A 19,029-nucleotide genomic window follows, 5' to 3' on the forward strand; every position below is an offset into this window, starting at 1 on the left:
AATGGAAGAATTAGCTAAATTAGGACTGACAGTGAGCGAGTTACGTTTCGCGTTAGATACCTTCTACTTTTTAATCTCTGGTGCATTAGTCATGTGGATGGCGGCTGGCTTTGCGATGCTAGAAGCGGGTTTGGTTCGCTCAAAAAATACTACTGAGATTTTAACTAAAAACGTCTGTTTGTATTCTATTGCTTGTGTGATGTACCTGCTAGTGGGTTATAACATCATGTATGTTGATAATGCCGAAGGTGGCATTATTCCATCCTTTGCTACGTTAATTGGTTCACAAGCTGCCGATGCTGATCACGCGCTTGAATCTGATTTCTTCTTCCAAGTGGTGTTTGTTGCTACCGCGATGTCGATTGTTTCTGGCGCCGTTGCTGAGCGCATGAAACTGTGGGCTTTCCTTGCTTTTTCTGTGGTAATGACGGCAGTAATATACCCTGTTGAAGGCTACTGGACATGGGGTGGTGGATTTATTTCTGAAGCTGGTTTTGTTGACTTTGCCGGAAGCGGTATTGTGCACATGGCTGGTGCCGCAGCTGCGATTTCTGGCGTACTATTGTTAGGGGCTCGTAAAGGCAAATACGGTGCAAATGGTCAGGTTCATCCAATTCCTGGGTCAAATTTGCCTATGGCAACGTTAGGGATGTTCATTTTATGGATGGGCTGGTTTGGTTTTAACGGTGGTTCACAATTATTAGTATCAGATGCTGAAAATGCATCAGCCGTAGCGAAAATTTTTGTAAATACCAACTCCGCTGCTGCGTTTGGTGCTGTAGCTGCCTTGATTGTGTGCAAAGTGATTTGGGGTAAAGCGGATTTAACCATGATACTTAATGGTGCACTAGCGGGATTAGTGGCCATTACCGCAGATCCATTATCGCCTTCATTAATCATGGCTGGTGTCATTGGTCTTGTTGCGGGTGGTGTGGTTATTTTCTCTATCATTGGCTTTGACCGCATTAAAATAGATGATCCAGTGGGCGCAATCTCGGTTCACGGAGTAGCAGGCTTTTTAGGTTTGATGTTAGTACCTTTATCTAATGCTGATGCAAGTTTTGGCTCACAGCTATTTGGTGCTGGAGTTATCTTTACCTGGGTATTCTGTGCGTCATTAGTGGTGTGGTTTGCGTTAAAAGTGACTATGGGTATTCGTGTATCAGAAGAAGAAGAGTACAACGGTATGGATGCTTCAGATTGTGGTATTGATGCTTATCCAGAGTTTGTGAGTGTTAAAACAGCAGGCTAGTAATAGACGCGCTATGATTAAACAGAGTCCTTGGGGCTCTGTTTTTTTATGTGTTAGATTAAACCGGATTAAACAGCAGGAGGGGTTATGAAGCAATTGATCAAGTGGCTAGGTGTCGCCATTGCTTTAATTGGACTATTGTTCACTGGGTTATCTAGTGCAGGTCAGATTGTTGTTAGAAAATCATCAGAGTCATTTGATGCTTTTGCCGTAAGAGATCAAGTGCTTCAAGATTATGAGTGGCAAGAAGCATTAAGGATGCAACAACAAATCCAAATTTTGCAATCATTACCATTAGGGTGTTTACCTGTGACTTTACCTTATCGTTACTTCACCTGTAATGGCTTAGCTTATCGTCCTTATCAATACCAAAACAAAGAGGTATTTATTCAAATCGATCAACCGAATGAGCAAAATCCATCGCGATAGAGAATAAATGCGCTTACTCAATAGCCTGTTAAGTGATTTTTTGGCTGAAAAAGCAATGCTTGGCTAAACTTATCTTATTCGTATCTCGTTTAAGAGGGTTTGGTTATGTTAAACATTACCTTTACGCAGTACGTAATGCGTTTTTATTCTGGCCAACAACGCTCTAGAGTATTGAGCAATATTCTGCTGATTATCGCGTTTTGGGCTTTGATGTCTGGTTGCCAATCTACGCCTAAATCTAGCCACATTATTGCCATTGAACCTTTGTTTCATGATGAGCTCTTCACGCCAGTTGATGTCATCACCCCTGAGCAAATCTATGCCTTACCCCAAGAATATATCGCTCAAGTTAAACAAGAATTTTATAGAGATAAAAATATTCGTCATAAAAATATCTCTTCTCATGATTGGTTAGCTGAATATATTGGCGCGCAGAATGGCGGCTTTGAATATCGAGATCATTTTACCCGTCCTGCCAGTGTTACCTCTACCGTGAGAGAGGGAAACTGCATGTCATTAGTGGTATTATCTGCCGCCTTGGCAGATGCATTTAATATTCCTGTTGAGTTTCAAGATATTGATGTCGAACCCATTTGGGATAAACGCGGTGGTTTTTACTTAGTCAATGGTCATGTGAATTTATTCTTATCACCCGCAATTGATGCCAATGTGGTGGCATTTAGTGATCACAAAATATTGGTCGATTTTTTACCTGAGCGAGCAGTGCGTGGCTACAGCAAAAAAATCGTGAATAAAAAAACGCTCACAGCGATGTACTACAACAATGTTGCAGCAGAGGCTTTAGTCGAACAACAATATGATTTAGCGTATGCGTTAATCAAACAAAGCATCAAAAGTGATCCGAGTTTTGTGTCAAGTATCAATACCCTTGCAGTGATATATCGCCATAAAGGTGATAACCCAAAGGCGGAGCAGGCCTATCGGGCAGCTCTGTCAATGGACAAAGAAGACATGACCACCCTATTTAATCTTGCTGTAATCCTAGGTGAGCAAGACAGGTTGGAAGAATGGGCTGAAGTGCATAAAACTCTAGAGTTAAGCCGCATAAATAATCCTTTCTATTATTATGATATGGCCCAGCAGGCTTATTTCGAACAACATTATCAAGAAGCATTAGTATGGTACAAACGTGCCTTGGCAAAGGCTGATTATCGCCATGAGTTTTATTTTGGATTATCCAGAACATACTGGGCAACAGGTGAGCACAGGTTAGCCAAAAAGAATATGCAAAAAGCATTATCACTGACTGGCGATGAAGACAGTAAGCGTCGATATCAAAGTAAACTTCAAGCAATGAAACGTTGGTAAAAATATACTCGGGATATTGTTCTGGCGGCTTTTATTGTGAGTTGTTGAGCATTTTGAACACACAAATATTTAGTGAAGCAGTTATGCTTCATAAATAGTCGATAACGCAGTAAAAACGGTCTGCAACGTTACTTCATCTAAGGGGGCGGCTACACATTTTAACTCGAATAACATTAAATCAAAAAAATTATCACTCGTTAATGGGGCCTGTTATTTCGTAGATGCCCTGTTCAGCATTGAGTAAAATTTGTTGATAATGGTTGGTTTGTTTTAATTGTGAAATGGCTTCATCAACTAAGGCTGTGGTATCGGGATCATGACAGGCAATAAAACGCGGGGCTTGATCGAATAAAATAACCTGAGTCACTTGATAGGGTAATTTTATGCGGTTGTTTATTTGGTTGCGGTAATAGTCGAAAATTCTCTGTTCAAGAATAATAGCTTGAATACGCTCACTGAATAACATTAAGACTTGATTTTGTTGGCTAGCAATTTCGTTATAATTTTTATGGGTTTTCGATAAGGCTAAAAACTCTTCACCTAAAAAGTGATCCGCATTTTGAAATCCGATCAAAGAGTAATTCTTAAGATCCTGTATTGTATCAATTTTTAGTTTGTTCTTCGTCAGAAAAAATACACTATTTTGATACTCAATTAAGCTTTGGGTTAAGAATAATCCATCACTATTTGATGGGGCATTAATAAGGCAGTCGACTTTTTTTGTTTTAACTAATCGTAAAGCCCGTCGATTGGTTGCAAACGTAATGTCACCTAGCTGCAAATGATGCATCTTTAAGGCCGCATTTAATAGTTCATATTGAAGTCCCCCCTTTTTATCAACAAAAAAGTAAGGTGCAATACTATTACTTGTCGCAAAGTTAATTGTTTTTTCCTCAGCCGCAAAAGCCGTCTCATTGGCTATAGCAAAACTAAAGAATGCCAAAATACCGAGAAGTATCGGTTTGATGTTAACGCTTAGTTTATATTGAGTATGTTTCAAATCACGACCTCCTTTTTAAGTGGTAATGTTTTGCTGATTAAATCTTACTTTTGTTACTCATTCTCTTACTTAAAGCATAACAACTCAAAGGGTATTTTGCTGAGGATGTTGAAATTATCTTGCAAGGGGATTTTAATGGCCATAAAAGTTTGAAATTAAACATTAATTGTGTTTAAAAACAATGTTTTATGTAATAAATATTAAAATATGAATAGTTTATTGATTTGTTAGTGGATAATGGGTAAATTTTAATGTCATGTACCATTAGAGCCCGATTGTTGGGACACATAATTGTAAAGTGGTTGAAATTTAGCCTGTAACGCCGGAGTTGTATTATATGTATTATCAAAATGATGATGTTCGCATCAATGAAGTCAAAGAGTTACTACCTCCTATTGCGATTCTTGAACGATTTCCAGCATCCGAAAATGCATCAGAAACGGTATTTACGGCACGAAATAACATTCATAACATCTTAACCAGAAAAGATGACCGCCTATTAGTGGTGATTGGTCCTTGTTCAATTCATGATCCTAAAGCGGCGCTTGAATACGGCCAACGATTAGCGCTTATGCGCGAGAAATATGCAGATCAGCTAGAAGTCGTCATGCGGGTCTACTTTGAAAAACCGCGCACAACAGTTGGGTGGAAAGGACTTATCAATGATCCTTATATGGATAACAGTTTTCAACTTAATGATGGCCTTCGCACCGCCAGAAAATTGTTAGTGGACTTAAACGATCTCGGCATTCCGACTGCGGGTGAGTACTTAGATATGATCACCCCGCAATATGTGGCTGATATGATGTGTTGGGGAGCGATTGGTGCCCGTACAACTGAGTCTCAGGTGCATCGTGAATTAGCATCTGGGCTATCATGTCCTGTCGGATTTAAAAATGGTACAGATGGTACGATTAAAGTGGCGATAGATGCCATTGGTGCGGCAAATGCTCCTCATCACTTTTTGTCTGTGACTAAGTTTGGCCACTCAGCAATTGTGTCAACTAAAGGTAATCCAGACTGTCATATTATTCTTCGGGGAGGGAAAGTGCCTAACTTCAGCGCTGAAGATGTGAGCGTTATTCAGGCTCAGTTAACGTCCTCAAACCTTGCCGATAATGTGATGATTGATTTTAGCCATGCTAACAGCGCTAAAGATTATCGACGTCAAATGCTAGTGGCAGAAGATGTCGCATCACAAATCTCTGCAGGGAACAAAGGTATCTTTGGTGTGATGGTTGAAAGCAATCTGGTAGAAGGCCGCCAAGACATTGTAGATGGTAAAGTTGCCTGCTATGGCCAGAGTGTAACGGATGCGTGTATCGGTTGGTCTGACACAGAGTCATTACTGGCTACATTAAGTGACAGTGTGATAAGACGCAGAGGCTTATAGCGTAAACTCAAAAGGCGCTACTTGCGCCTTTTGATTTTCAGCCCTAAACCACCTACTTCAGTAGGTGTGATGACTAGCCTGCAATCGACGGCCTTAATAAATACGTCCTAATAACATTCAACTAGCAAATCACAATAGGCGCTAATTACTTTTCAGAAAGTAGTGTGGCGAGTTGCTTTAGAATATCATTTAACGCAGTGCCATAGCCTTGAGCTAATAATGCGGGATCTTTGGCATCAATATTGACTCGGCTAGCAAGCGTCTTTTTCATGATAACTTCTGGGCGGAGACCTTGACTTTCAACCAATACAAATTGCATTTCCATAACAGCAGCGGGTTGTTGGTTGTCTCTAAAATCACCAAATAACTTGGTAATGGATACTTGCAGTATTTGCTTTGATGGGGCACGCATATTGGGCTGTGACACGGCGCCATATAACCCTGATTTTTCTAACCATAATGCAATTTGATTACCGACTATCTCTTCAGGCCCGCTGATAAAACGATTGTAATAATCACTCTCAAATTTCACATCGCTGACCCGATAGACCATTTCTTTTTCATTAAAGGGGGCGGTGCTGGTGACTTGATCTATACGTAAGCTGTCACCGACTTTCGGATATGTTTGTCCATCTAAACTGGTTGCAATAACATAGTTGTTCAACTTAACCGCTGATTGACTCAAACCGCAGCCAGCGAGCAATATGATGCTTGCAATAAAGGGAATTAACTTTAATTGAGCCATGTTATTTTTTCTCCTCAAGGTTTAGTTTTTCTGGGGGACTACCAAAAAGTATCCCTGATGGATTGAGTTTCGCATCGTTAGATAATTGTTTTAAATTTTCTGCGGTGATTTTTAGATCACGGATCAGGCTATTAATATCATATTGATTGTCTGCCATGATTATATCGGCGCGCTGTAGAACCTGATCTAAATTGACAATCGCTTTAGTGATATCGCCATCAGTTGCAAGGCTGGCATTCAAAGCACTTGTTGCAGCGGCAAGTGACGTCAGAGTTTGTTGTAATTCAGGTCCCGCAAGGAGTTGCTCTAAATGCCCACTGGCTGAATTAACATTGCTAAATGTTTGATCTAATTTACTTTGTGCAATTAATGTGTCAATACGTTCAATGGCTTGGTTTGCCGAATGCAACAGTTGCACTGCAGCACTAGACATTTCAGAGGTGTTAATGGTTTCAATTTTGTCGTTGAGTGTCACTAACAAGCCATTGATATTTTTACCTAAATCAGCTATATCGGCTTCATCGAGGCTAGCTAGTAGTTTTTGAATACCAGCAATAATCTTACCTGTTGAGCTTTTAGCCGATGGCACATACTTGAAATCAGGTTGCCAATCAAAGACGAGATCTTCATTATTGTTAGGATCTAAATCCATGTAGTCTAATGATAAATATTGCTGCCCAGTAATGCCCGCTAGCTGAGTTTGAGCTCTCAGTCCTCTATCTATCGCAACTTGAAGGTTCTTTTCCCAGTCTTTTACCGCTCCTTTTGAACCGGTAATTTCACTGCGAACAACCACATAGGATTTACGATTTTCTCTGGGAACATCGGATTCATAAATGGAGTTGGTTAGCTCAATAGACGTGACCACGCCAGTAGGTATACCTCTATATAACACTGGCGAGCCGACTTCCAATCCCGATACTGAATTATCAAAGTAGGTTTCGAAGGTTAATTTAGGTTTGAAGAGCGATTGGCCACCTAAAATAAATAAAATGCCAAACAATAAAATTAAGGTAATGACAACAAACAGTCCAAGTCGAAAGTGTTTCTGAGATTCATCCATACTGTTTATTCTCCTTTATGTTGTTCTTTATCTGAAAGACGATTAAAAAATTGCCGAACGTGAGGGTCCTCACTGTGATCTCGCAATGATTGAGGCCTTCCTTCAGCAATAATAGATTTTGTGTGGGGGTCTAGCATGATAGCTCTATCTGCAATGTTGAAAATGCTTTGTAATTCATGGGTTACTATTACAAAGGTCACACCTAAACTGTCACGCAATCGTAAAATTGTTTGATCTAAATTTGCGGCAGTAATGGGGTCTAAACCCGCTGATGGTTCATCTAGCATTAAAATATCAGCGCCCAGTGCCATTGCTCTTGCTATGCCAGCGCGCTTCAGCATACCGCCGGATAACTCGCCAGGCATAAGTGAGCCAGCGTAACCCATTTCAAGTAAATCTAATAAAATACTGGCGGTGAGGTTTTTTTCTTTTAGGCCAATATCGGTAAACTGATCCAGTGGGAAACGGACATTCTCCAAGACATTCAATGAACCGAACAAGGCGCCGCTTTGATACATTACCCCGAGTTGACGTTGCAGTTTAGCTTTGTCTGCTTTATTCGCATTAACAATACTCTGATTTTTAATCTTAATATCGCCAGCCATAGGTTGATACAAGCCAATAATATGCTTCATTAGGCTTGATTTCCCACAACCTGAACCACCAAGAATGACTAGAATTTCACCTTTTTTAACGCTAAAACTCGCATCTTCAAGCAGTATTCTGTCACCGTAGCCCATTTTTAGATGTTCGACACTCAGTGCATTTTCTGCGGGTGCCGTTTGCTCCCTAGGGGGGATGTGAACGTTTGCCATGATTTCCCCTTAACTTGTCAGCACAGTGAAGAAGCCATCAATCACCACAATCCAAACTATGCTGGTGACAACCGCGCTGGTGGCCGAAAGACCAACTGATGTGGCGCCTGAGCCTGTAGTTAACCCTCGCTCACAACCTATGGCTGCAATGGTTATTCCAAATGTGGTTGCCTTCAATAAGCCAACAATAAAATCCCACGATGAAATGGAGTGAAGCAGTTCATTATAAAACTGTAAAAAGCCGATATTAAATTTGAGTAACACCAAGGCACCCCCAAAAATGCCGACTAAATCAGCCAAAATGGTCAATAGAGGTAACACCATAATAGAGGCTAATATGCGAGGTAATACTAAATAAGAGATAGGGCTTATACCGAAGGTGTTTAATGCGTTGATTTCTTCATTCACTTTTTGAGTGCCAATTTCAGCTGCAAATGCAGCACCTGTTCGGCCAGCAAAGATAATAGCGGTCATTAATGGACCGAGTTCTCGGAACATCGATATACCAATGCCATCAGCGACAAATAGCACCGCGCCAAATTTTTGCGCAACGAGGCCGATTTCAAAGGCCATAATGACCCCCATTAAAAAGCCAATGAGCAAGACGATAGGGACTGCATTTGCGCCTGCTTGCGTTGCAATGGTAAATACTTCAGCCCAACGCACTTTTTGTTTACCCAATAACGTCTCTTTCATCGCCATCGCACACTCTTTTAAAAAAAGGTACATAGTACTGACATAAGCGATTTGTGATTGGGTTGCTTTGCCTATCGTTGTTATCAGTGACTTGCTTTCACTTTTCTGCTCATTTTCAACCACAGTTTGTTGTTTTGATGTGGGAATTAATGCGGCCAGGTTTGGAGCAAGATTTTCGATAATGATTTCAGCATGAGTTGGGCGTTGACGATTTTGTAAATCGTACAGGAATGCGATGCCCGTCGTATCAATATAGGTCAGGTCTTTAGCGTCGACTCGAATGGCAGCATTCGGGTTGTCTAGAAGTAATGAGTTAATACGTTGCCACCACTGTGCAACAGAAGCCGAGGTGATTTTGGCATCTAAACTGACTTCAATCACTAGAAGGGGAACCGAATTCATTAATTACCAAGCTCCGTGTTGATAGCATAACAAGAGGTTAAATAAAGAGTTTATCCTTTACCTTACTATATAAATACGTAAAGCACACGATAGTTTTTACCGGTAACCTCAACTTTGGTTAAGAGGTGAATAAACAGATTTAAAATATTGATATTCAAATCGTTACCATCAAATTTGAACTTTGTGCTGTTACAAGGCGAATTTACGCGTCAATAGCGGGCTTGTGCTTTGGTTTTTAGACGCTAGAGGCTAGATAAGGTAGGGCGAAGAGGGCAATAATATAGACCTTTTTGCTTGTCCGATTAAAGATTGATTAACTTCAGGCTAAATGAGTAAAAATACGGGGATTGAGCTACTTATTCAACATAGCTTAAAAATGGGTGCAAAAAATATTTTGCCCCCTTTAATGAAGAAGGCTGAATCTTGCTAAGTGAAGTAAAATGGTAAAATAAAATTACTTCGCGTTTTCAGTTAAATATTGATTAGCTTTTGCTAGTGTACCAAATGCTGAAATAAGATTATTACGACCTTTATCCTGTAACTCTGGATTACCGGATTCAATCATCATCCACACCCATGTTTGAATTAACTGTAATGGGGGATATTTTACATTCTTACTTTCCAAGATAACGCTTCCTAAAAATCGTTGGTGCTCGATAAACGGTAACAAACAACCTGACTAAGTGACCGATTCAAGCTAAAGGGTAACAAATTCTGAATATAGAAATAACTCTAATTCGGCTAAAAAGACATAAATTCGACTTCTTTTTATTAAATAATAGTACATATGGATATATTTTTAAAATATATGTAAGTCTAAAGTGCTACATTTTGTGTATTAAAACGATAATTGCCACCTTTTTCGATGACGAATTTTCGAACGTGTTAACAAAGTTATTTATTTAGAAAATGGTATGATCAGGCTTCATCAATACCGCCCCGCAGTGAATTTGATTTTTTACACATTATTTGGAGTTAAATATGCGGCCATCCGCCTATTTTGAAGGACCAGTAGGTAAATTAAACTGGCAAGTATTAAGCATGTTATGGCCTTACCTTATTGAGTTTAAAGGTCGAATTATTCTCGCGATGGCGTGCTTGGTTGTGGCTAAATTGGCCAGTGTTGGTTTGCCATTTATTCTAAAGGAGATGGTCGATACCTTAAGCCAAAATGCTTCATTGGCTTCAGCGATTGTTGCTGCACCGATCGGGTTAGTGCTTGCTTACGGTGCAATTAGGTTCCTTAATGTGGTCATTGGAGAGGTGCGAGATACTCTTTTTGGCCGTGTCACTGAACGTGCTATTCGGCGTTTAGGTCTTGGGGTATTCAATCATTTACATCGCCTTGATTTAGATTTTCATCTTGACCGTCGCACAGGCGGCTTATCTAGAGATATTGAACGTGGCACAAGTGGCGTGAGTTTTTTAATGCGCTTTATGGTGTTTAATATTGTGCCTACTTTACTTGAAATCACCTTAGTTATTGGCATTTTTTTGTTTCAGTATGGTATCAGCTTTGCGCTGATCACTCTGGCATCAGTGATGGCTTATGTTGGTTATTCTGTGATGGCGACAGAGTGGCGTACAGAGTATGTTCGCGAGGCAGCAAAGGCTGATTCATTATCAAATACACGTGCAATTGACAGTTTGTTAAATTATGAAACCGTTAAATATTTTAATAACGAATCCCATGAGTCTGACCGTTATGACTCAGCATTAAGTCAGTGGGAAGTGGCTAAAAGAAAAAACCGTTTATCACTATTTGCTTTGAACGCAGGACAAGCGCTTATTATTGCTATCGCGATGACGTCTATGATGGGTCTAGCCGCCTATGAAGTTTCACAAAACACCATGACTATTGGTGACTTTGTGCTAATTAATGCTTTTATGATGCAGTTATTTATTCCGCTGAATTTTTTAGGGTTTGTTTATCGTGAAATTAGAGGTGCCCTAGCTAACATTGAACGTATGTTTGATATTTTAGACAAGCAACCTAAAGTCGTTGATATGGATGATGCCATTCAACAATCACCTGCCTTAGGGACAATTAAATTCGACAATGTCAGTTTTCAATACGATGAAAGACAAATTTTACATGATGTGAGTTTTGAAGTGCCTCTGGGTAAGAAGGTTGCTGTGGTTGGAGATAGTGGCGCAGGCAAGTCAACTTTAATCAAGTTATTGTTTCGATTTTATGATGTAGATAAAGGCAGCATATCTATTAATGGCACAGATATTCGTCACTTTTCTCAGCAAGCATTACGTCAAGCCATAGCCATAGTTCCACAAGACACAGTGCTGTTTAACGATAGCCTATATGAAAATATTCGATATGGCAGACCAAGTGCCACACAAGCTGAGATTGAACAAGCCGCGCAAATGGCCCATTTGAGTGATTTTATTGCCTCATTACCTAAGCAATGGCAAACCAAGGTAGGTGAAAGAGGACTGAAATTATCGGGTGGCGAAAAACAAAGGGTTTCCATTGCCCGGGCCATATTAAAGTCGGCGCCATTCCTGGTATTTGATGAGGCCACATCGTCCTTAGACAGTCGCTCAGAAAAAGCCATTCTAACTGCGCTGCGCGATGCCGCCAAAGGGCATACCAGTTTGGTTGTTGCTCATCGATTATCGACCATTATTGATGCAGATATTATTGTGGTGCTGAGCAAAGGACGGGTGGTTGAAGTAGGTAATCATACTGATTTAATCAATGCGCAGGGCTTGTATGCCCATTTATGGCGTATTCAAAATGAGCAAGCATCTTAGGCTCTATAAAAATGCATCTGATGAATTGTTAAAAATTGTGTTTGTTTATCGGGTGTGAGTATAATTAATTGCCAAACACGCCCTAGATAGTGGTTGATTTTGGGAGGCAATTTTTACCCACCCAAAACGGTGGTTAATTGTGATTGATAAATCAATTTTTTAAGGCTAAAGCAAAATTTCTCAAGCCTTTCAATTGACTTATCCAGCAATGAACAATTTTCAGTTAAAGTAAAATATTGTTAAGTGCCAATGGCATATGGAGAAGGCAGATGCAAAATATTCCTTTAATAGCCGCATTAGAAGGCACTCAGCATAAAGTGAGTACCGACTGGTTCGCTATTATGGCTATGTTAAAAACACGTGAGTTGTCAGAAGATGACATTAACAATGTTTATAATGAACTTTGCGCGGGTTTAAGAGTGACAACTCGTGGGCTGACTTTATCTAAGCTATCAGCAGATGATTTAAACGATAAGATCATTAAGCAATCTGAAAATAAGGACATACTGATATAACTACGTGGCAAAACCAGTAATGATCATTTAATGATGAATCAGATGTTAGCATGGAGGGGTACTGTCAAAATATAGTGGTAATTGTGCTTATTTTTTTTGCCAACCAATACAGACTAATTTGATTAGTGTGTCAGGTTTTTCTAGTGGAATGAGACGCGTTATTTTTCCTTGATCAAAACATACCATTTCGCCTTCAATTTCAGTGAGACGACCACAATTTTGACAGCTATAGCTGGCAGTTTTGTTATCAGGCATCGTTTTTGGGGTCTTCCTATCCAAGTTTGTATCCTTTAAAGCGTGTTACCGATCTATAGCAATTGAGTGACATACCCATCACTTTACCTGTGTAGTGTGACAGAAGTACCATACTGTAGTTTAGCCGATAACACGCTAGCTTAAAAGTAATACTTTGGGAGTATATTAACACTCACTTATGTTGCCATATGCCTATAATGCTGATCTAAAGAAATGGACACCCCACTGGATATCACAATATGAGCATGTTTTCGGGTAAGTAATCGAGGATCATGCACCCCACAAGAGTGCGCTATCATGGCCAAATCATAATGTAAGTAATGATTATAGCTAGCCACACGTGTGGATTTGTCTTTTGGATCTAATCCCTGTTGCAAGCGTTTATTGTGAGTGGTGATCCCTGTTGGACAGGTATCTTTGTTGCATTGCAGAGATTGAATGCACCCTAACGCAAACATATTTCCTCTAGCTGAAGCAATAAAGTCGGCACCGGTCGCCAGCGCCCATGCAACATAGGAAGGCATTACTAGTTTTCCTGTCGCAATAATTTTGATGCGTTGACGTAATCCTTTTTGAATTAACAGGTCAACTAACCTAGGTAAACTTTCTCGCAGCGGTAATCCTACATTATCCATTAAGGCTTGCGGTGCCGCGCCAGTGCCGCCATCCGAACTGTCAAGGGTGAAGAAATCGGGCGCGTGTTCAATTCCTCGGCGCAAGATCTCGTCACACATCTCTTCAATCCAGCTGATATCGCCAATAACAGCCTTAATACCAGTTGGTTTTCCCGTTGCATGCCTAATTTGGGCAACCATATCTAAAATATCTGCCACACAAGTGATTTCTGGATGACCATTGGGGCTAATTGAGTCTTCGCCAATAGGGATACCACGAATATGGGCAATTTCCTCTGTGACTTTTAATCCGGGTAGAATGCCGCCTTTACCGGGTTTGGCGCCTTGACTGAGTTTTAATTCAAACATTTTTACTTGTGGATGGGCAGCAATTTGCGCGAGTTTGTCATTATCAAGCTGTCCTTGCTGATTGCGTACACCATATTTGGCGGTACCAATTTGAAAGACTAAATCGCAGTTGCCTTTTAGATGATGCGGGCTTAAACCGCCTTCTCCGGTATTTAACCAACAACCAGCCTGAGCCGCACCGTGGGACAGGGCTGTAACCGCCGGTCGTGATAAAGCACCAAAACTCATGGCTGAAATATGGCAAATTTTGTCAGTGGTATAAGGTGAAGGGCAAAACTCCCCTACGGTTACCGCGATAGGGGGTTGCTGTACATGATCACTAATTGGAAATGCAGAGTTAAGAAACAAAATACTGCCTTGCTTGTCAAGCGGCTGTGTAGAACCAAATGCGATAGTTCGATCGACATTTTTGGCTGCGCGATACACCCAACTTCGTTCCGCTCGATTAAATGGCAGTTCTTCACGGTCATGGGAGAAAAAATATTGTCTAAAAAATTCTCCTTGTTTTTCGAACAAATAGCGAAAGCGTCCAATAACGGGGTAATTATGTCTAATGGCCTGTTTTGTTTGTAATTTATCAGCAATGTACATATAGACAACGCTGATTAATATTACCCAAAATAGAATAAGAAACAGTCCAGAAAAAAGATCAATACCCCATAAAATCCACGGTTGAAGCTGCATGTATTATCCTTAATGTAGTGGCTGGTAAGGCGAAATGGCTTAGGTTTATTTGACTGAATATCAAGCTTAACGTTGTACTGACACCGGTGTTGTATTGCTTTGCAAAATGCACCAAAGATGGCGGGGCAGAGCGAGGTTGTAAGCCAAACTCAGACCCGCTATTTACACGTAAATTCGCCTTGTTTTCAGCGCAAAGTTTAATTGTTGTTTAAAGTGATTAAATAAATATTTTCAATCACCTTTATTGATCTTTAACCCGAGTTGAGGTCATTTACTTTTACAGCAAAATTTGCCGTTAACTTTTTTGATTCATTGAAATTGTTGGCTATATCTGCTGTATTTTTGCAATTAGCACTATAGGTTAATTTTTATACGTCGATAAAGATATATTAACTTAGCAAAAGGTGGACGTCATGGAAATCAAATCAACCCGAAATATCGCGCAATATGCATCCGTGTCCAGCCAGGCTGAAAAAAATAAACACAAAGCTTCTGAGCCTGAACAAACACAGGCTTCACAGGAAGTTGATAAAAAAAACAATATGTCTGTAAACCAAATTACTAAGCGGTTAATGAATGGTCAAATATTAGCCGCGCAGGAAAAAGTTACATTAGCCTCTGGCGATCAATCAATGGCGTTATTATATCGCAGTGCGATTGATGCCATTGATGCCGAGTTAGATTTGGTATTGGGTGAAAATACCCCAGCTAAGCCGATGGCCGGAGCTGAGATTGATTATTCGCCTGCTGCAACAGCAGATCGAATTTTACAATTTGCGACAGGCTTCTTTGCATTACATCAACAACAAAATCCACAAAGTGATTATGAGCAGCAGTTAAATAGCTTTATGGACAAAATTACCAAAGCGATAGATGACGGTTTTGGTCAAGCCAAAGAGATCTTGTCAGGTTTAAAGGTGTTGCAAGGAGATATTGCCGCCGGTGTTGAGAGCACTTATGAATTGATTCAAACTGGATTAGCCAAATTTAAGTCAGACATGCTACCTTCAAGCAATGACCTAAAAGAATAAGGATTGACTATGTGGGTAACAGGTGAGGTGCTGGAACGAATTGATTGGAATGAAAAATTGTTTTCATTAAAAATTAAAGCCGCAATAGAACCTTATGTAGCAGGTCAATTTATCAAATTGAGCCAGCTCCGTGATGATAAGCGGATAGCAAGAGCTTATTCTGTGGTTAACCCACCAGGCAGTGACTATGTTGAAATATTAGCGGTTGCCGTTGAAGATGGATTATTGTCACCGGACCTACAATCTCTTAACCCAGGAGATAACATTGAAGTGACTCCCAAAGCCACTGGTTTTATGACCCTTGATGAAATCCCGCAAGGGGTGTTGCAAGGCAAACATCTTTGGTTGCTGTCAACAGGCACCGCAGTCGGCCCATTTTTATCAATGCTGTTAACAGAAGAACCTTGGCAAAGGTTTGAAAAAGTGGTCCTTGTTTATGGCGTTCGCCTAGTTAAAGATCTGGCTTATTTAGACTTAATAAAACAGCTACAAGCCAAATATCCGCAACAGTTTGTATTTGTCCCTATGGTTACCCGAGAGCCATTTGACGATGCATTAACCTGTCGGATCCCCGAAGCCATTCAGAGCGGTATGTTACAACAAAAAGCGGCATTAGAAATTAATCCTGAAAACTCGCAAGTGATGATTTGTGGCAATCCTGGGATGATCAGTGATGCACAAAATGTGTTGTTAGAATTGGGGCTGATTAAAAATTTAAGGCGAGCTCCAGGGCAAATTACCGTTGAAAAATATTGGTAAACCGTCCACTCATGATTAAGATTTTATAAATCGCGTGATCTAAATCAATATCAATACAAATTTCCGAAAAGGCACTTGCTCCTTTAGTGCTGATCATTTACTCTTTGCGCGATTGATAATTATTATCATTGCTAATGTTAATTGCTTTCAACAGTTCTTAACAACAAGGGAGAATGTGGAAATGAAAATGGTAAAAAGCGCTGCAGTTTTAGGTTTAGCATGTTTAGCCAACTCAGCAATGGCGGATGATGCGTTAACTGTGTATTCATATCGACAAGCATTTTTAGTTGAACCTATCTTAGAGCAATTTACTCAAGATACGGGGATCAAGGTAAATGTTGTCTTTGCTAAAGATGGTATTGCTGAACGTATTGCCCGTGAAGGCCGTTTATCTCCTGCCGATGTTGTATTAACTTCTGATTTTTCTCGTTTAATCGAACTCGTTGAAAAAGACTTGGTCTCTCCAGTTAATAACGAAGTCATCAATAGCAATATTCCTGAAGTCTATCGTTCACCTAAAAATGAATGGTACGCACTTACCATGCGTGTGCGTAATGTGTATTCGTCAAAAGACCGTACCGGTAAAGTAGATATCAATTATGAGGATTTGGCTAAGCCAGAATACAAAGGTAAAATTTGTACTCGCAGCGGTAAGCATCCTTACAATGTGGCTTTAGTGGCATCTATGATTGCTCACCATGGTGAAGCAGACACTAAAACGTGGTTAGAAGGCGTAAAGGCTAACTTAGCACGTAAACCTCAAGGTAATGACCGTGATCAAGTATTAGCGGTAAAAGAGGGAATGTGTGATTTTGCCATCGGTAATAGCTATTATTACGGCAATATGATGATGGATGAGAACCAAAAAAGTTGGGCTGAAGCAGTTTACATCAACTTCCCTAACCAGGATAACCGCGGTGCACATATCAACGTATCAGGAATGGCACTGGCTAAATTCTCACCTAATAAAGATAATGCAATCAAGCTTATGGAGTTTTTAACTTCAAATGTTGCTCAACAAGCTTATGCGGATGTTAATATGGAATATCCGGTAAAAGCGGATGTTAAGCCATCAAAACTTGTGGCATCATGGGGCGAATTCAAAGCTGATTCACTCCCTATTTATAAATTGGCTGAAAATCACCAAGCGGCAGTGAAGCTGTTAGATGAAGTTAAGTTCGATCTTTAATATCATTATTGATATAAAGCCAGTTTTGCATTGTCATTCAATACGGTGTTCAGGATAATGCCGTATTGATTTAACTGGATTGTAGTTATGATTTTAGGTCTAACCAGAAGCTGGTCGCTTGCTGGTTACTCAATTGCGGCAGTCATCATACTGCCGCTTATTGCATTAATTGTGCAAGCCGCATTTCCCGATGAAGCAGTTTTTAGTCACCTGTTTGATACGGTACTCCCCACATATATTGCCAACAGCCTATTATTGATGCTGTTGGTCGCAATGGGTTCATTGCTCATTGCTGTGCCCGCTGCGTGGTTTGTCGCAAGATGTGAATTTCCCGGTCGGCGCTATTTTCAATGGCTCCTGTTATTGCCACTTGCAATGCCAGCTTACATTGTCGCTTATGTTTATACTGACATGCTCGATTATGCCGGCCCAGTTCAACGAGCATTAAGGGCTGCGTTTCAATGGAGCTCTCCGCATGATTATTACTTCCCCGCAATACGTAGCTTGGGTGGTGCAGCAATTATGCTGTCATTGGTGTTATTTCCGTATATCTATCTACTTGCTCGTACAGCATTTATGGAGCAATCTTCTAGTTTACTTCATGCCTCACGTATTATGGGATGCAGCCCTTGGCGCAGTTTTTGGCGTTTAGCGTTACCTATGTCCCGTCCAGCATTGGCTGTCGGCGTGGCGTTGGTTGCGATGGAAACCGCTGCCGACTATGCTACGGTGAGTTATTTTGCTGTACCCACCTTAACCACAGCCGTGTACGATACCTGGCTAGGTTATGGCAGTTTAACGGCCGCGGCTAAGTTATCGGCAATCATGTTGTTAGTGATTTTTACCTTAGTGGGTTTCGAGCGATTTGCTCGACGTAAACAGGAATTATTTCAAAAACAAAGTGCACTTAATGACTCTGATCGATATTGTCTTATTGGCTTTAAAGCCTTGGGAGCCTGGTTTTATTGTTCTACCTTATTATTTCTCGCCTTTTTATTGCCATTTATTGTGCTGACGGGTTATGCCATTGAATATTTCGAGCAAAGCTGGGATGAGCGCTTTTGGCAATACAGTTGGAATAGTCTGTATATTGCGGTAGTGGTCAGTGGGATTTGTTTACTATTGGCACTGATTTTAATGTTTGTTCGCCGTGTTAGCCCACGTACAACAGATTCACTGCCATCACGCTTAAGCAGTACAGGTTATGCGTTACCTGGTACAGTGTTAGCCATTGGCGTATTAGTTCCGCTTACCTATCTAGATTTTGCGATTAACGATGTTTATGATTGGTTTGGCGCGAGAGGTCCGGGTTTAGTGTTTACCGGAAGTGCAATCGCCATCGTGTTTGCATTCACTGTGAGATTTTTAGCCATTGCCATTGGCAGCCTTGAAAACAGTTACAAACGGATTTCACCTTCATTAGATATGGCAAGTATCACTATGGGGCAAACCCCTAAACAATTACTAATGCGTGTGCATTTACCTTTACTGCGCAAAGGATTATTAGCAGGCGCGTTACTTGTTTTCATCGAAAGTATGAAAGAGCTACCTGCAGCATTATTATTGCGTCCAATAGGTTTTGAAAACTTAGCCACTTATGTGTTTCAGTTTGTCTCAGATGAGAAACTAGAACATGGCGCGTTAGCGGCAATTGTGATTGTTTTTGTTGGACTAATCCCGTTAATTTATCTCAACCGTTCATTGGAGCACACTAGCTAAT

The 19,029-nt window shown here is 40.5% G+C and carries 17 protein-coding genes; 10 read left to right on the forward strand and 7 right to left on the reverse strand.

Annotated features, from left to right (window positions below):
- Position 1: 1 nt before the first annotated feature.
- From OHT75_RS11855 to OHT75_RS11865, 3 genes are all read left to right on the forward strand, one after another.
- Complete coding sequence (locus OHT75_RS11855; protein ID WP_264726893.1) at positions 2–1,252, forward strand: ammonium transporter; 1,251 nt, start codon at positions 2–4, stop codon at positions 1,250–1,252.
- Positions 1,253–1,339: 87 nt separating this feature from the next.
- Positions 1,340–1,681 carry a hypothetical protein gene (locus OHT75_RS11860; protein WP_264726895.1) on the forward strand — a complete coding sequence of 114 codons (342 nt, stop codon included), beginning with the start codon at positions 1,340–1,342 and terminating at the stop codon, positions 1,679–1,681.
- Between the two features lie 210 nt (positions 1,682–1,891).
- A complete protein-coding gene (locus OHT75_RS11865; RefSeq protein ID WP_406682027.1) occupies positions 1,892–3,010 on the forward strand; it encodes a tetratricopeptide repeat protein in 1,119 nt (372 codons plus the stop codon).
- A 190-nt stretch (positions 3,011–3,200) separates the two neighbouring features.
- Here the strand turns inward: OHT75_RS11865 and OHT75_RS11870 are convergent, their stop codons facing one another.
- A complete protein-coding gene (locus tag OHT75_RS11870) occupies positions 3,201–4,010 on the reverse strand; it encodes a substrate-binding periplasmic protein (protein WP_264726899.1) in 810 nt (269 codons plus the stop codon).
- A 337-nt stretch (positions 4,011–4,347) separates the two neighbouring features.
- Between OHT75_RS11870 and aroG the strand changes: the two genes are divergently transcribed.
- Positions 4,348–5,403, forward strand: coding sequence for a 3-deoxy-7-phosphoheptulonate synthase AroG (gene aroG, locus OHT75_RS11875; RefSeq protein WP_264726901.1), 1,056 nt, complete (start codon positions 4,348–4,350; stop codon positions 5,401–5,403).
- A 145-nt stretch (positions 5,404–5,548) separates the two neighbouring features.
- On the opposite strand, the gene OHT75_RS11880 is transcribed toward aroG, so the two are convergent.
- From OHT75_RS11880 to OHT75_RS11900, 5 genes are all read right to left on the reverse strand, one after another.
- Complete coding sequence (locus tag OHT75_RS11880) at positions 5,549–6,148, reverse strand: ABC-type transport auxiliary lipoprotein family protein (protein ID WP_264726903.1); 600 nt, start codon at positions 6,146–6,148, stop codon at positions 5,549–5,551.
- 1 nt (position 6,149) lies between these two features.
- On the reverse strand, positions 6,150–7,211 hold the full coding sequence (locus tag OHT75_RS11885; protein WP_264726904.1) for an MlaD family protein: 1,062 nt from the start codon (positions 7,209–7,211) through the stop codon (positions 6,150–6,152).
- A gap of 5 nt (positions 7,212–7,216) precedes the next feature.
- Positions 7,217–8,026 (reverse strand): ABC transporter ATP-binding protein, encoded by an 810-nt coding sequence (locus OHT75_RS11890; protein ID WP_264726907.1) that lies wholly within the window; start codon positions 8,024–8,026, stop codon positions 7,217–7,219.
- Positions 8,027–8,035: 9 nt separating this feature from the next.
- On the reverse strand, positions 8,036–9,124 hold the full coding sequence (locus tag OHT75_RS11895) for an ABC transporter permease (RefSeq protein ID WP_264726909.1): 1,089 nt from the start codon (positions 9,122–9,124) through the stop codon (positions 8,036–8,038).
- A 454-nt stretch (positions 9,125–9,578) separates the two neighbouring features.
- Positions 9,579–9,749 (reverse strand): hypothetical protein, encoded by a 171-nt coding sequence (locus OHT75_RS11900; protein ID WP_264727792.1) that lies wholly within the window; start codon positions 9,747–9,749, stop codon positions 9,579–9,581.
- A 356-nt stretch (positions 9,750–10,105) separates the two neighbouring features.
- Between OHT75_RS11900 and OHT75_RS11905 the strand changes: the two genes are divergently transcribed.
- On the forward strand, positions 10,106–11,893 hold the full coding sequence (locus tag OHT75_RS11905) for an ABCB family ABC transporter ATP-binding protein/permease (RefSeq protein WP_264726911.1): 1,788 nt from the start codon (positions 10,106–10,108) through the stop codon (positions 11,891–11,893).
- A 269-nt stretch (positions 11,894–12,162) separates the two neighbouring features.
- Positions 12,163–12,408 (forward strand): hypothetical protein, encoded by a 246-nt coding sequence (locus OHT75_RS11910; RefSeq protein WP_264726913.1) that lies wholly within the window; start codon positions 12,163–12,165, stop codon positions 12,406–12,408.
- Between the two features lie 431 nt (positions 12,409–12,839).
- Here the strand turns inward: OHT75_RS11910 and OHT75_RS11915 are convergent, their stop codons facing one another.
- On the reverse strand, positions 12,840–14,330 hold the full coding sequence (locus OHT75_RS11915; RefSeq protein WP_264726915.1) for an FMN-binding glutamate synthase family protein: 1,491 nt from the start codon (positions 14,328–14,330) through the stop codon (positions 12,840–12,842).
- A 413-nt stretch (positions 14,331–14,743) separates the two neighbouring features.
- Here OHT75_RS11915 and OHT75_RS11920 point away from each other — a divergent pair, with 413 nt between their 5' ends.
- From OHT75_RS11920 to OHT75_RS11935, 4 genes are all read left to right on the forward strand, one after another.
- Positions 14,744–15,361 carry a DUF5610 domain-containing protein gene (locus OHT75_RS11920; protein ID WP_264726917.1) on the forward strand — a complete coding sequence of 206 codons (618 nt, stop codon included), beginning with the start codon at positions 14,744–14,746 and terminating at the stop codon, positions 15,359–15,361.
- Between the two features lie 9 nt (positions 15,362–15,370).
- Positions 15,371–16,120: a ferredoxin--NADP reductase gene (locus OHT75_RS11925; protein ID WP_264726918.1), complete on the forward strand. Its 750-nt coding sequence runs from the start codon at positions 15,371–15,373 to the stop codon at positions 16,118–16,120.
- A 181-nt stretch (positions 16,121–16,301) separates the two neighbouring features.
- On the forward strand, positions 16,302–17,309 hold the full coding sequence (locus OHT75_RS11930; protein WP_264726920.1) for a Fe(3+) ABC transporter substrate-binding protein: 1,008 nt from the start codon (positions 16,302–16,304) through the stop codon (positions 17,307–17,309).
- 87 nt (positions 17,310–17,396) lie between these two features.
- Entirely contained in the window at positions 17,397–19,028 is a 1,632-nt protein-coding gene (locus OHT75_RS11935; RefSeq protein WP_264726922.1) for an ABC transporter permease, read from the forward strand.
- Position 19,029: the final 1 nt, after the last annotated feature.

It is taken from the genome of Shewanella subflava (assembly GCF_025971955.1).
Classification (GTDB): Bacteria; Pseudomonadota; Gammaproteobacteria; order Enterobacterales; family Shewanellaceae; genus Shewanella; species Shewanella subflava.

Excerpts from the sequence above, each read along its gene's own strand:
- OHT75_RS11920 (WP_264726917.1), top strand. The coding sequence starts at position 14,744 with ATGGAAATCAAATCAACCCGAAATATCGCGCAATATGCATCCGTGTCC.
- OHT75_RS11935 (WP_264726922.1), top strand. The coding sequence starts at position 17,397 with ATGATTTTAGGTCTAACCAGAAGCTGGTCGCTTGCTGGTTACTCAATT.
- aroG (WP_264726901.1), top strand. The coding sequence starts at position 4,348 with ATGTATTATCAAAATGATGATGTTCGCATCAATGAAGTCAAAGAGTTA.
- OHT75_RS11855 (WP_264726893.1), top strand. The coding sequence starts at position 2 with ATGGAAGAATTAGCTAAATTAGGACTGACAGTGAGCGAGTTACGTTTC.
- OHT75_RS11885 (WP_264726904.1), bottom strand. The coding sequence starts at position 7,211 with ATGGATGAATCTCAGAAACACTTTCGACTTGGACTGTTTGTTGTCATT.
- OHT75_RS11930 (WP_264726920.1), top strand. The coding sequence starts at position 16,302 with ATGAAAATGGTAAAAAGCGCTGCAGTTTTAGGTTTAGCATGTTTAGCC.
- OHT75_RS11880 (WP_264726903.1), bottom strand. The coding sequence starts at position 6,148 with ATGGCTCAATTAAAGTTAATTCCCTTTATTGCAAGCATCATATTGCTC.
- OHT75_RS11910 (WP_264726913.1), top strand. The coding sequence starts at position 12,163 with ATGCAAAATATTCCTTTAATAGCCGCATTAGAAGGCACTCAGCATAAA.
- OHT75_RS11890 (WP_264726907.1), bottom strand. The coding sequence starts at position 8,026 with ATGGCAAACGTTCACATCCCCCCTAGGGAGCAAACGGCACCCGCAGAA.
- OHT75_RS11895 (WP_264726909.1), bottom strand. The coding sequence starts at position 9,124 with ATGAATTCGGTTCCCCTTCTAGTGATTGAAGTCAGTTTAGATGCCAAA.
- OHT75_RS11865 (WP_406682027.1), top strand. The coding sequence starts at position 1,892 with ATGTCTGGTTGCCAATCTACGCCTAAATCTAGCCACATTATTGCCATT.
- OHT75_RS11925 (WP_264726918.1), top strand. The coding sequence starts at position 15,371 with ATGTGGGTAACAGGTGAGGTGCTGGAACGAATTGATTGGAATGAAAAA.
- OHT75_RS11915 (WP_264726915.1), bottom strand. The coding sequence starts at position 14,330 with ATGCAGCTTCAACCGTGGATTTTATGGGGTATTGATCTTTTTTCTGGA.
- OHT75_RS11860 (WP_264726895.1), top strand. The coding sequence starts at position 1,340 with ATGAAGCAATTGATCAAGTGGCTAGGTGTCGCCATTGCTTTAATTGGA.
- OHT75_RS11905 (WP_264726911.1), top strand. The coding sequence starts at position 10,106 with ATGCGGCCATCCGCCTATTTTGAAGGACCAGTAGGTAAATTAAACTGG.